The sequence below is a fragment of the Paenibacillus sp. FSL R7-0216 genome (assembly GCF_037969915.1).
Classification (GTDB): domain Bacteria; phylum Bacillota; class Bacilli; order Paenibacillales; family Paenibacillaceae; genus Fontibacillus; species Fontibacillus rhizolycopersici.
Genome location: NZ_CP150222.1, coordinates 3,284,561 through 3,296,990 on the forward strand (window position 1 = coordinate 3,284,561; position 12,430 = coordinate 3,296,990).

General features: G+C 54.3%; 9 protein-coding genes and 1 other annotated feature. Of the genes, 4 read left to right on the top strand and 5 right to left on the bottom strand.

From position 1 onward, the window contains the following. Nucleotides 1-39: 39 nt before the first annotated feature. Nucleotides 40-639, top strand: coding sequence for a 30S ribosomal protein S4 (rpsD, locus tag MKZ15_RS14980; RefSeq protein ID WP_155605556.1), 600 nt, complete (start codon nt 40-42; stop codon nt 637-639). A gap of 106 nt (nt 640-745) precedes the next feature. On the opposite strand, the gene tyrS is transcribed toward rpsD, so the two are convergent. After that, nucleotides 746-1,999, bottom strand: coding sequence for a tyrosine--tRNA ligase (tyrS, locus tag MKZ15_RS14985; protein ID WP_193419069.1), 1,254 nt, complete (start codon nt 1,997-1,999; stop codon nt 746-748). A 70-nt stretch (nt 2,000-2,069) separates the two neighbouring features. After that, nucleotides 2,070-2,342: a binding site (T-box leader), on the bottom strand. A gap of 172 nt (nt 2,343-2,514) precedes the next feature. Between tyrS and MKZ15_RS14990 the strand changes: the two genes are divergently transcribed. Further along, complete coding sequence (locus MKZ15_RS14990) at nt 2,515-5,634, top strand: transglycosylase domain-containing protein (RefSeq protein WP_339816709.1); 3,120 nt, start codon at nt 2,515-2,517, stop codon at nt 5,632-5,634. Between the two features lie 518 nt (nt 5,635-6,152). Here the strand turns inward: MKZ15_RS14990 and acsA are convergent. After that, complete coding sequence (gene acsA, locus MKZ15_RS14995) at nt 6,153-7,877, bottom strand: acetate--CoA ligase (RefSeq protein ID WP_339816711.1); 1,725 nt, start codon at nt 7,875-7,877, stop codon at nt 6,153-6,155. Between the two features lie 314 nt (nt 7,878-8,191). On the opposite strand from acsA, the gene MKZ15_RS15000 reads away from it, so the two are divergent. Together MKZ15_RS15000 and MKZ15_RS15005 are read left to right on the top strand one after the other, a co-directional pair. Further along, nucleotides 8,192-8,824: a GNAT family N-acetyltransferase gene (locus MKZ15_RS15000; RefSeq protein ID WP_193419065.1), complete on the top strand. Its 633-nt coding sequence runs from the start codon at nt 8,192-8,194 to the stop codon at nt 8,822-8,824. Between the two features lie 27 nt (nt 8,825-8,851). Next, the gene (locus MKZ15_RS15005) at nt 8,852-10,030 is read left to right on the top strand and encodes an acetoin utilization protein AcuC (RefSeq protein ID WP_339816712.1); all 1,179 of its coding nucleotides are present in this window, start codon (nt 8,852-8,854) and stop codon (nt 10,028-10,030) included. Nucleotides 10,031-10,068: 38 nt separating this feature from the next. Here MKZ15_RS15005 and MKZ15_RS15010 read toward each other — a convergent pair whose 3' ends face one another. The 3 genes from MKZ15_RS15010 to ytxJ all read right to left on the bottom strand — a co-directional run bounded on the left by MKZ15_RS15010 (nt 10,069) and on the right by ytxJ (nt 12,426). After that, a complete protein-coding gene (locus MKZ15_RS15010) occupies nt 10,069-10,785 on the bottom strand; it encodes a 5'-methylthioadenosine/adenosylhomocysteine nucleosidase (RefSeq protein WP_339816713.1) in 717 nt (238 codons plus the stop codon). Between the two features lie 181 nt (nt 10,786-10,966). Next, entirely contained in the window at nt 10,967-11,971 is a 1,005-nt protein-coding gene (gene ccpA / locus MKZ15_RS15015) for a catabolite control protein A (protein WP_059043810.1), read from the bottom strand. Nucleotides 11,972-12,084: 113 nt separating this feature from the next. Next, complete coding sequence (ytxJ, locus tag MKZ15_RS15020; protein ID WP_193419061.1) at nt 12,085-12,426, bottom strand: bacillithiol system redox-active protein YtxJ; 342 nt, start codon at nt 12,424-12,426, stop codon at nt 12,085-12,087. Between the last annotated feature and the right edge of the window lie 4 nt (nt 12,427-12,430).

The window sequence follows — 12,430 nt, forward strand, 5'->3', positions numbered from 1 at the left end:
CTATACGAAATTTAACTAACAAAGGAGTCTACCTATACAATGGCACGTTACACTGGTCCTAAATTTAAACTCAGCCGCCGTCTTGGCATTTCCTTGAGCGGTACAGGCAAAGATTTGAAGCGTCCGTTCCCTCCGGGTCAACACGGCGCTAACCAACGCAGAAAAGTAAGTAACTACGGAGCACAGTTGCTCGAAAAACAAAAATTGCGCCACATGTACGGCTTGGGCGAGAAGCAATTCCGCACGCTGTTCGAAAAAGCGCAGCATATGCCTGGTATCGCGGGCGAAACGTTCATGTTCTTGCTTGAAAGCCGTTTGGACAACCTCGTTTACCGTCTGGGCTTCGCGAACTCCCGCGCTGGCGCGCGTCAGCTCGTATCCCATGGCCACGTAACCGTGAACGGCAAGAAAGTGGACATCGCTTCTTACCGTGTAAACCTTGGCGACGTGATCAGTCTTCGTGAAAGAAGCCGCGGCCTTTCCTCTGTGAAAGAAGCCCTGGAAAACCGTTCGCATCTTCCAGCTTACCTGGAATTCAACGACACGGCTCTGGAAGGCAGATACATTCGTTTGCCAGAACGTTCCGAACTGTCGCAAGACATCGACGAGAAACAAATCGTCGAATTCTACAACCGTTAAGATTTCAACAGCGCAAACCGGCCCAAGTCGTTATCGACCTGGGCCGGTTTTTTCGTGGCGATAACAAGAACCCCGAATCCTCCTTGAAGGTTCGGGGTTCTTTTAATTACTTGACTAGCAGCTTGGCAAACTTGCGCTTCCCGACTTGAATGATCTCTCCACCTGCCAGCTCTACTTCGGCGTTCGGATCGCTGATCTTCTCTTCGTTCAGCTTGACCGCGCCTTGCTGGATGCTGCGTTTGGCTTCTCCGTTGGAGGCCGCAAACTCGATCAAGGTCAGCAACTTGATCAAGCGGATTTTCCCATTCTCCAGCTCGGCGGCAGGAACTTCCTTCTCCTCGATATCCTCCGGCAACGCTCGTTGCTGGAATACGGTCACGAAATGCTCCTGCGCCGCATCGGCAGCTTCCGAGCCGTGGTACATCCGGACGAGCGTATGAGCGAGTCTCATTTTGGCGTCGCGCGGATGTACTTCCCCCGACTTAAGACCCTCGCGGAGAGCTGCGAACTCTTCCAAGGACAGGTCCGTCACGAGTTCATAGTATTTCGTCATCAGCTCGTCCGGCACAGACATCGCCTTGCCGTAAATTTCGTTTGGCGCCTCATCGATGCCGATGTAGTTGCCAAGGCTCTTACTCATCTTCTGCACGCCGTCCAAACCTTCGATGATCGGGGTCATGATGGCGACTTGCGTGTCTTTGCCGTATTCTTTCTGCAGCGTCCGTCCCATGAGCAGGTTAAACTTCTGGTCTGTTCCCCCAAGCTCGATATCACTCTCCAGCGCTACCGAATCCATCCCCTGCATCAGCGGGTAGAAGAATTCGTGGATGCTGATCGGTTGCCCTGTGGTGTACCGCTTCGTGAAATCGTCACGTTCGAGCATACGCGCTACGGTGACTTTGGCGGACAACTTGACGACATCAGCGAACGTCATCGGCGCCAGCCATTCGGAGTTGAAGTTGACCTGGGTTTTGTCCGGGTCCAAAATTTTGAAAATTTGTTGGCGGTACGTTTCCGCATTCCGCTGCACATCTTCTTCTGTCAACTGTTTACGGGTTTCCGATTTACCGGTCGGGTCGCCGATCCGCCCCGTGAAGTCGCCGATGATCAGTTGCACCTGATGTCCCAACTCCTGAAACTGGCGAAGCTTCTGCATGACTACCGTATGTCCAACGTGAATGTCCGGCGCGGAAGGATCCAGCCCCAGCTTCACCTTCAGCGGCTTGCCGGTCACAACCGACTTGATCACTTTCTGCTTCAGTTCATCCTCCGGCACGATCTCCACCACGCCGCGGGAAATCACCTGAATCTGCCGTTCCACCTCGGCCTGCTGTGCCGCGTTTAATTCTTCCCACTTCATTGCTCCTACCTCCATCGAATTTGTTCATTTAACGCCTATGAAAATAAACACAAAAAAGCCCCTTCTCATCCCAAGGGACGAGAAGGAGCGCTCGCGTTACCACCCTAATTAAAACCGCTACCTGGATCTCGCAAGCATGCGAACGACCGTTCACGGTTTTCACTTCATTCAAATAACGGGATACCCCGGTACCGGACTACTAGCGCTTCGGATCGTTCCCGCGCGTTCCCCCGGACGGCTCCAGACGGTATTTCAAAAGGGATCCGCCCATTCGGTTCGCAGCATCCACCGATTCTCTGAGCAGCGGGATTCCGCCTTCTACTGAGTCTTTCCAAGCCTTTTGTCGATATGCGATTTAAAATAATATATATCATAGATGCATTCGCAAAGTCAAACCTACGAAAGCTAGGTCATAAGCACGATTAAGGCTCCATATGACGCCAAAATACGCTGAAAAAACATCCAAATCCCCTTTTTTATGCTATAATGTTGCTGTTTATAAAGGAGGATCATGCATGGATCATGAGAACGACAAAAACTCCGGCAAACTGCGGCGCAATACCCGGAGCGAAAAACCCGCTAAACCCGCTCGGAAGCGCAAAAAAGGCCGGATTGCCTGGGCGATATTGGGTTGGCTCGTTCTGTTTGGATTTGCCGGAGTGCTGTTCGCCGGAGGGGCCGTATTCGGATACGTATCCTCTATCGTCAAAGACGATCCGGTACGGTCGCGTGCCGACATTGAAGCAAAAATCAACCATAATGAAATGACGGGCTTCGCCTATTTCCGTGACGGCCAACCCATTGGCCAGCTTCGTTCGGAAGAGGACCGCCGCCCCGTCACTTACAAGGAGATCCCGCAAACGGTGCTGGATGCGGTGATCGCCATCGAGGACAATCATTTCGAGGAACACATCGGCATCGATTTTAAAGGCACGCTGCGGGCCGTCAAGCAGCGCCTGCTCCATGAGGACGTGCAGACCGGCGGCAGTACGCTGACGCAGCAACTGGCACGTCGCGTGTTCCTGAACCTGGATAAGACCGAGGACCGGAAGGTTAAGGAAATGCTGCTTGCGCTTCGGCTGGAGCGTTTTTTATCCAAGGAAGAAATCATTACGGCTTATTTGAATAAGGTTCCTTTCGGCAATGGTTCGAACGGATATCAGGTCTACGGCATCAAAGCCGCGGCCAAGGGTCTTTTTAACGTCAGCAATCTGGCGGACCTGAATGTTGCCCAAGCGGCTTATTTGGCCGGTTTGCCGCAGCTTCCTTCGACGTATTCCGCTTTTAACGGTAAAGGGGAATTCAACGAGGAGGCGTTCGGTCGGGCGGTCAAACGACAACAACTGGTGCTGCAGCGCATGCTCGAGGAGAGCAAAATCACACAGGCGCAGTATGACGAAGCGCTGGCCTTCGACATCAAGGGTTCGCTGGCCAAACCAACGAAGAAGGCTTACGATACCTTCCCTTATCTGATGTTGGAGACGGAACGTCAGGGCGCGATCGTGATCGCGATGCTGAACAATCCGGAGATGACCAAAGAGGAGGTCGCCGCAAATCCGCAAATAATTGAGGAAGCCCGTCAAGAGCTGCTGACCGGGGGGTATCGGGTATATACGACCATCGATAAGAAGGTCTACAACTCCATGCACAAGGTGTCGGACAACGCCGACAATTTCTCGCCACCGAGCGAGAAGAAAGGCCTGGAGCAAGTCGCTTCGATGATGATTGATAATAAGACCGGCGCGATCCTTGGGATGATCGAAGGACGCGACTTCTACACGGAGCAAATGAACTATGCTACGCAAATGAAACGGCAGCCAGGCTCGACGATGAAGCCGATCGCCGCTTATTTGCCGGCCCTCGATGCCGGGCTCGTACAGCCGGCCAGCATCATCGACGACTCACCGATTATTTTGAAGGATTATCAAAAAGGCTTCCACATCCCGGTGAACTCCAGCGGCGGCTATAAAGGCCTCGTGACGGCGCGGACCGCGCTGAATGAATCCCGGAACATCCCGGCACTCCGCGTGTTTAACAACATCGTTGGCATCGACAAAGCCTGGGACTTCGCTAAGAAGCTGGGAATCACGACGTTGGAGGACGAGGACTACAGCGCCCAAACCGGCGTGCTCGGCGGCTTGAAATATGGCGTTACCGTCGAGGAACTGACCAACGCGTACAGTGCCATCGCTAACGGCGGAAAGTTCACCGATGCTTACATGATCGAGAAAATCGCCGACGCCAAAGGGAATATCGTCTATAAGCATGAGGTCGAGCCGCAGCAAGTATTTTCCGAGCAAACGGCTTACCTGATGACCGATATGCTGCGCACCGTTATTAAGGATGGAACCGGCAAATCGATCAAAAGCGACTTCAAGAACTATGGCAAAATCCCGGTCGTCGGGAAAACAGGTACAACGCAAAACTACGCCGATGTCTGGTTCATGGGCTACTCGCCGGACATCACGCTCGGCGTATGGATCGGTTACCGCGAGCCAGTGAACACGCTGTCGGATGCCGGCAAATCGCGGGCGCGCAAAATTTGGGCGCTAGTTATGAACGAAGTGACTGAAAATGAACCGGATTTGTTCGCGACCGAAGCCTTCACCAAACCGGACGGCATCGTGTCGAAAACGGTGTCCGGGTATAGCGGCAAACTGCCGACCCAATTAACGCAGCAGGCCGGCAAACTGGTTACGGATATTTTCAACGCCAAGTATGTGCCGACAGAGCCGGACGACGTGCTGATCCGGGCCAAATACGTCACGTATGAAGGAATTAACTATGTACCGCTCGAAACGACGCCTTCCGATATGCTGCGGGAGAAGGTCGTAGTAAAACGCGAGACGCCGATCGAATTGCTCAAGGAACAGCTGGAGCAAGCATTCGCCGGCATGTCCGGCGGCCACAAGCCGCTGAGTTTCTACCTGCCGAAGGATGCCGGTGAAGACGCGCCTTACAAACCGGATCCGCGGGTTGACGACGGCCAAGCGCCGGCGCCCCCGGCGAATGTCGCCATTTCTGGCGGCGGAGAGGCGGCCACGATCACATTTAGCGAAAATACGGAGAAAGACGTCGTCGGTTACCGATTGTACCGTGCAGATGACGGCGTGACCTTCCAGTACGCCGGGAAAGCGGCGCTGGTTGGAGATCCAGCCGCGATAACGGACGGCGGCTCAGCCGGCTTCACAACGGCGTACTACGTCACGGCAGTCGACGTGGCCGGCAAGGAATCGGCGCCAAGCGCGATCGTTAGCGCCTTTGGCGGCGGCGTGTTCCCGGACGGCGGTTCGACGCCGGATCCAAGCGGTGAAACGCCGGGCGGCAGCAACGACGGTACGATCGGCGACAATGGTGAAGGCGGTCCGCTCCCCGCTTCGCCTGCCAAGGTGAGCGTCAAGAAGGACGACCGCGGGTTCACCGTTAGCTGGGACGCGAACGGCGCCCTCGACCTCGTGACGAGCTACAACGTCTACGTGTCCGATGCCCAAGGCGGCTCCTACACGAAGGTAGGTTCCACTTCGGACGCGCATTTCTCGTTCAAAACCGATTCCAGCTCCGTCTGGATCCAGGTCACCGCCGTCAACGTGCTGGGCGAATCCCCGCCGTCGGCGCCGGTGCAGTATAGTAAGTAAGCAGCAAAAAGCAGCAGGTGTGAGCCTGCTGCTTTTTTGTGGTTTAAATAGTGTCATTAAACTGAAAAATCAATCCACCTCCTCCATCCAGCGAATGTATATGATTTTTCGAACATAATTCGCTGCGCCCCCCCGTCTGGAGGAAATATATTCGATTTTTCATATACAATCTCGAGGTTGGGCTTCAAAGGGATGATTATATATGAAATTTCATATCTATTGGGAGGAATCCACCTGATTTGAGCGATTATATATGATTTTTCGAACATAATTCACAGCCAACCACCGGTTTAGCGGTAATATGATTGATTTTTCATATAAAATCTTGAGATTGGCGCTCCAAAGGGACAATAATGTATGAAATTTCATATATATTGAGAGAAATCCGCCTGAATTGAGCGAATATGTTCGGTTTTTCGAATATAATCTCGATTCGGCTACAGAGATCGCTTTCCCGCAAAAAAAAGAGTCCCCCCAAGCCTTCGCTTGAGGGGACTCCTGCTATAGATCAACCGACTTCAATCCTCGATCGTCGACAAGTCGCCGGCTGGGAGGTTGAGCTCCCAGGCTTTGAGCACGCGGCGCATGATTTTGCCGGAGCGGGTCTTGGGCAGCTTATCTTTGAACTCGATTTCGCGCGGAGCGGCGTGAGCGGACAGCCCTTCCTTGACGAATTTGGCGATCTCCGCCTTCAACTCCTCGGACGGCGTAAAACCTTCACGCAGCGAGATGAACGCTTTGATGATCTCCCCGCGCACGGGATCCGGCTTGCCGATCACCCCGGCTTCCGCGACGGCCGGATGCTCAACGAGCTTGCTCTCGACCTCGAACGGTCCAATCCGTTCGCCTGAGGAATTGATCACGTCGTCGATCCGGCCCTGGAACCAGAAGTAGCCGTCCTCGTCCATGTAAGCCGTATCGCCGGAAATGTACCATCCCGGGATGCGGAAATACTCCTCGTATTTCGGCGCGTTGTTCCAAATTAGCCGCATGACCGACGGCCACGGCGTGCGGATGGCCAAGTTACCCATCCGGTACGGCGGCAGCTCCTTGCCGTTCTCGTCAATGATCGCCGCCTCAATGCCGGGCACCGGTTTACCCATGGAACCGGGTTTAATGGGCATCGACGGATAGTTGCAGATGAGCTGACCGCCTGTCTCCGTCATCCACCACGTGTCGTGAATCCGATGATTGTACACCTTCATCCCCCAGCGCACTACCTCAGGGTTCAGCGGTTCACCAACGGACATGACATGGCGGAGTGACGACAGATCATATTGCTTAATAACGTCCTGTCCCGCACCCATCAGCATCCGAAATGCCGTAGGTGCGCTGTACCAGACCGTTACCTTGTTCTTTTGGATCGTCTCATACCAGTCGGCCGGGCTGAAGCGCCCGCCGCGGACAACGTTGGTCACGCCATGCAGCCACGGAGCAAAGATGCCATAGGACGTCCCGGTGACCCATCCCGGGTCCGCCGTACACCAATAGACGTCCCCTTCCTTCAGGTCCAGCACAACGTTGCCGGTATGATAGTGCTGAATCATCGCGTTATGAACGTGGTAAACGCCTTTGGGTTTGCCAGTCGAACCCGACGTATAATGCAAAATCAGGCCGTCCTCGCGATTCACCCACTCGATCTCGGCCTCAGGGGATGCGGCTTCCATTTCCGCCTTATAATCGACGATTCCGTCCCCGGCCGCCACCTCGTCACCTACAACGATGATGGTCCGCAGCGTCGGCAGCTCCTCGCGCTTCACCCGAGGCAGCAACGCCGGCGTCGTGACCAGCGCAACCGCCCCGCTGTCCTCCAGGCGATCCTTAACTGCCGTTTCCATAAACGCCTCGAACAGCGGCCCCACGACCGCGCCGACCTTAAGCGTGCCCAGCACACTCACGTAGAGCTCCGGCGTCCGCGGCATAAAGACGAATACCCGATCGCCTTTCGTGATACCGCATTTACGCAGCACGTTGGCAAACCGGTTCGTCAGCCCCTGCATGTCCTCGTACGTATATGACTCCTCGCGCGAGGGATCGCTGAATTGAAGCGCCACACGCGCCCCTTTGCCTGCATCAACGTGGCGGTCGATCGCTTCATAGGCCATGTTGACTTTGCCTGTGATGTACCAGGAGAACTGCTTCTCAACATCCTCCCATTGAAAATTCTTATACGCCTCTTCGTAGCTGCCCATGTTGGACGACGGAACGCCCGGTGAAATGACTTCCCCTTGCAGTTGACTCATCGTTTCATCCTCCCTTAATCTTTGGAAATCTCCAAGCAATAGATCAAAGTTTATGAAAACGGATACATAGCAGCGTAAGTTGAGAGCTTCATTCAGCGTCATGGGTGAGGGCATCCGTTTTGATCGAAAAAGCAACGACAGAACTCAAGCGATTTGAGGCGGTATTTCGAGTACAACGATCACACGCACGGCCTGAAAATGTGAATAATTTATGTCGGAGAACATTATAGCACACGTTTTCGCGCACAGGCTACACTTTTCAAATTTTCATTTTTCTGTTATAAGTGAGGGGAACGAGCAAAGGAGGCGGTTCCATGGAACACCAAAAAACGTATATCCGCCACACCCTGCCCCATCAGAATCGTGAAATCGTTGTGGAAGGTCCCGTATCCCCTTCCCATCTCCAAACCTTAAAGATGCATCCCGATCTGGATGCGTTCCGCAAACCGGCTGATCAACACGCCGCACTGGTGGAAATCGCCGGTCTTCCGGAAGGTCGCATCATCCTGGCCCGCGAGGATTCGACCATCGTCGGGTATGTCACCTTTCATTATCCCGACGAAATGGAACGATGGTCGCAAGGCCACATGCCCGATCTCATCGAGCTCGGAGCGGTCGAAGTTGCTGATGATTACCGTTCTCTCGGGCTCGGATCGAAGATGATCCGCACGGCGTTCGAGGACGGTCAGATGGAGAAATACATTGTCTTTACGACCGAATATTATTGGCATTGGGATTTGAAAAAGAGCGGTCTCTCCGTATGGGATTACCGCACCATGATGGAGCGGCTGATGAAGACAGTCGACATGGTCTGGTACGCCACCGATGACCCGGAAATTTGCTCCCATCCCGCCAACTGTCTGATGGTTCGCATCGGCAAGGAGGTCCCCTTGTCCTCCGAGGAGCAGTTTGACCGGATTCGTTTTCAGCAGCGATTTATGTACTGACAGTATACAGGAAGGCGTGATGAATCCATGCCTGGAAGCGCTTTATTTGTCCACCATGAACAGGCGATGAACTACCGGTTTCACGATGGCCATCCGTTCCATCCGATCCGGCTGGAATTGACGATGGATTTGCTGCAGGAGATCGGCGCACTGACGCCGCAGCAAATGCGCCTGTCGAGGCCGGCGACCGACGAAGAGCTGCTCTGGATCCATCAGCCGGCATATGTTGAAGCCGTTAAGCAGTTGAGCCGCCCGACCCCCACAGCGGACTGGATTTCGCGCGGCGAGCAGTTTGGGCTGCTGGACGAAGACACGCCATATTTTCCCGGCATGCACGAAGCGGCCGCCTGGGTTACCGGAGGGACAATTACGGCCGTGGAGGCCGTACTCTCCGGCTCCAGTCCGCATGCGCTGCATCTCGGCGGCGGCCTGCATCACGCCCTGTCGGCCAAAGCGGCTGGCTTCTGCGTTTATAACGACGCCGCGGTGGCTATCGATTATGCCCGACGCAATTACGGCGCACGCGTTCTGTACGTCGATACGGATGTCCATCACGGAGACGGGGTCCAATGGAGCTTCTATTCAGACCCTGATGTGTGCACCTACTCTATCCATGAGACGGGGAAATACTTGTTCCCGGGTACCGGTTTCCTGCCGGAGCGCGGCGAACATCAAGGCTACGGCGCTTGCATGAATCTGCCGCTTCAGCCTTATACCGAAGACGCCTCGTGGATGGAATGCTTCGAGGAGTCCATCCGGCGGCTAACCGCACAATTCCAGCCGGATCTGATCGTCAGCCTGCACGGGTGTGACGCCCATGCGCTGGATCCGCTGTCGCACATGCACTGCAGCATGTCGATCTACCGAGATATGCCGGCGATCCTGCATGAGCTGGCCCATACGTATTGCGAGGGCCGCTGGGTCGCCATGGGCGGCGGCGGTTACGATTTCTGGCGGGTCGTTCCCCGCGCCTGGAGCTTACTGTGGCTGGAGATGAGCGATCATCCGCTAACTGCCGCCCTGCGCCAAGACCCGCTGCTCCCGCTGCCGCAAGCCTGGATGGATCGCTGGCAGTCGCAGACTCCATTCGAGCTTCCCGTCGCTTGGCTTGACGACCTGTCCCATTGGGAGGGCATCCCCCGCCGAACGGAAATCATGACAAAAAACCGCGAGACTCTCGCGGTCGCTTTACAGGATTATCCCTAAGACTTTGGGTGAGGTTGCTTACCTCACCCAAAGTCTTTTCATTTTAACTCGCCGGCATGCTCTACCATATCGTTTAGAATGGCAAACGAACGCCGGGCGGCCAGTGCGGTAAACTCGGCAAAATTCACGTCGGCGGAGCCGTCCGCCTTATCCGAGATAGAGCGAAGTACAATAAATGGCACCCCGTTCCGATGGCATACCTGTGCGAGCGCCGCCCCTTCCATTTCGACGCAAACGCCGTCCAGCTCCTTGTACAGAACAGAGCCAACGAATTCCGGATCCGCGATGAACTGGTCACCGGACAGCACCCGTCCCACCCGGTAATGATGATCCGTGCACTGACGGGCGCAGGCGTCTTCTGCCAAGCGGATCAAGGCAGGGTCAGCGGGAAAGTCGGAGACGTCCTGGTACGGCGTAATACCGCGCTTATAGCCGAGCGGCCGAACATCCATATCATGCTGCAAGCAAGTCGACGAAATGACGATATCGCCAACGTTCAAATTCGGGTGCACCGCGCCGGCCACTCCGGTAAACCAGACCGTTTCCGCTCCAAAGCGATCGATCAGGATTTGCGTTGTGGTTGCGGCATTGACTTTGCCGACGCCGGATTTACACACGACAACATCCCGTCCGTGCAGTATGCCCTTGACGAAAGTGGCTCCTGCGGCGTCAACCTTTTCCTGACGCTCTACCTTTTCGAGAAGCAATGCGATTTCTTCATCCATGGCCCCCATCAGGCCTATCGTTTGATTCATGTCAGCCTCTCCCTCCTATTCTCCCGTCCATCGTGCGGGCAGAATTATTGTCCCCGAATACTCAAAAAAGCTCCTTAAAATAAGGAGCTTTTTTATCCGTAGTTAACCTTTTTCATATATATTTTCTATGTGTAGCTTATCTCTCTATACCCAACGTTGCAAGATACCCGAAGCTAAGCCCTTAGACGTGGCTAACGGACAACCGCAAAATCGTTTCGTGCGGCAAAATCACCCGTGGGTTCTCAACCGTTTCCTTCTTCATCAGCTTGGTCAATAAACGCATCGCTACCGCACCGAGGTCGTACATCGGTTGAGCGACCGTCGTCAACTGAGGGCGAACCATCGAAGCCATACGGATATTGTCAACGCTGATAATCGAGAAGTCGTCCGGCACCTTCAAGCCTTCGTCCTGAATGCTGTGAATCGCGCCAATCGCCATTTCGTCCGTTGCCGCAAAGATCGCTGTCGGCCGCTTCTTCAGCCCGAGGAAATACTTCATCGCTTCCACACCGGATTCATAACGATAGTTGCCAATCCGCACCAGATCCTCTTGGTACTGAATGCCCGCCGTCTCCAACGCGCGCTTGTACCCTTGGAATCTCGCATAACCGTTCGCCGGATCCTGCAACGTTCCGCTGATCATCGCAATCTCGCGATGTCCATGACGGATCAGCGTGCTGACCGCGTCAAAAGCCGCCGCTTCGTGGTCGATATCCACGGAAGGATACAATCCGTTCTCGTCACTCGTTGCGCAAAGCACGATTGGCACCGCGGACGTCTGGAACGCTTGAATATGTTCCTCCGTTACGGTTCCGCCCATGAAGAGGAGCCCGTCCACTTGCTTCTCGAGCAACGTGTTGATGACGCGAATCTCCTTCTCTTTGCGCTTGTCGGCATTACACAAAATAATGTTATAGTGATACATGTTTGCAATATCTTCGATGCCCCGAGCGATTTCCGCAAAGATCGAATTCGAAATATCGGGGATGACCACACCTACAGTGGTGGTCTTCTTGCTGGCAAGACCCCTGGCTACGGCATTGGGCCGGTAGCCTAACCGTTCTATCGCTTCGTAAACCTTTTTCCGGGTCTGCGGCTTCACATTCGGATTATTGTTGACAACCCGGGAAACCGTGGCCATCGAGACGCCTGCTTCACGTGCCACATCGTAAATGGTAACCGTCACATTCTTCTCTCCATTGCCAATAGATTTTCACTCGTTCATCCGGTAAAGTTCCAGAGCTTCAATTAAATTTATGATACGACAAAATACTACTTTATGCAATGATAACGCTTCACTCAGCGTAAAATCTCCTGCAGCGCGGTCTCCGTGATCTTAGAATGAGACGTGTGCCAGACGGCTTGTCCCTCCTTGATCAGGATGGCTTGAGGGGATTCATGCTTGACGCCAAGCCGTTCGGCTGCTTCGTTCGATACGTCCCGGTTCTCAATGACGTAAATCAGCCCGTATGTAACGTCTTCGCGCGGAGTCCCGTTCAAATACGCCTCCGCTTCCTTATGTGCCCCGGCACTGATCGGGCAGCGGGTACTGTGCTTAAACAGCAGCAGCGGCTGGCTTGAGGAGCGTACCAAAGCATCATTCAGCTCCTGGATCGATTGTATTCTCATCCATGTGGACATAACA

What these genes read in the sequence shown, in the direction of transcription:
- rpsD (WP_155605556.1), top strand. Translation starts at nt 40, where the DNA reads ATGGCACGTTACACTGGTCCTAAATTTAAACTCAGCCGCCGTCTTGGC.
- tyrS (WP_193419069.1), bottom strand. Translation starts at nt 1,999, where the DNA reads ATGAAGTGGGAAGAATTAAACGCGGCACAGCAGGCCGAGGTGGAACGG.
- MKZ15_RS14990 (WP_339816709.1), top strand. Translation starts at nt 2,515, where the DNA reads ATGGATCATGAGAACGACAAAAACTCCGGCAAACTGCGGCGCAATACC.
- acsA (WP_339816711.1), bottom strand. Translation starts at nt 7,877, where the DNA reads ATGAGTCAACTGCAAGGGGAAGTCATTTCACCGGGCGTTCCGTCGTCC.
- MKZ15_RS15000 (WP_193419065.1), top strand. Translation starts at nt 8,192, where the DNA reads ATGGAACACCAAAAAACGTATATCCGCCACACCCTGCCCCATCAGAAT.
- MKZ15_RS15005 (WP_339816712.1), top strand. Translation starts at nt 8,852, where the DNA reads ATGCCTGGAAGCGCTTTATTTGTCCACCATGAACAGGCGATGAACTAC.
- MKZ15_RS15010 (WP_339816713.1), bottom strand. Translation starts at nt 10,785, where the DNA reads ATGAATCAAACGATAGGCCTGATGGGGGCCATGGATGAAGAAATCGCA.
- ytxJ (WP_193419061.1), bottom strand. Translation starts at nt 12,426, where the DNA reads ATGTCCACATGGATGAGAATACAATCGATCCAGGAGCTGAATGATGCT.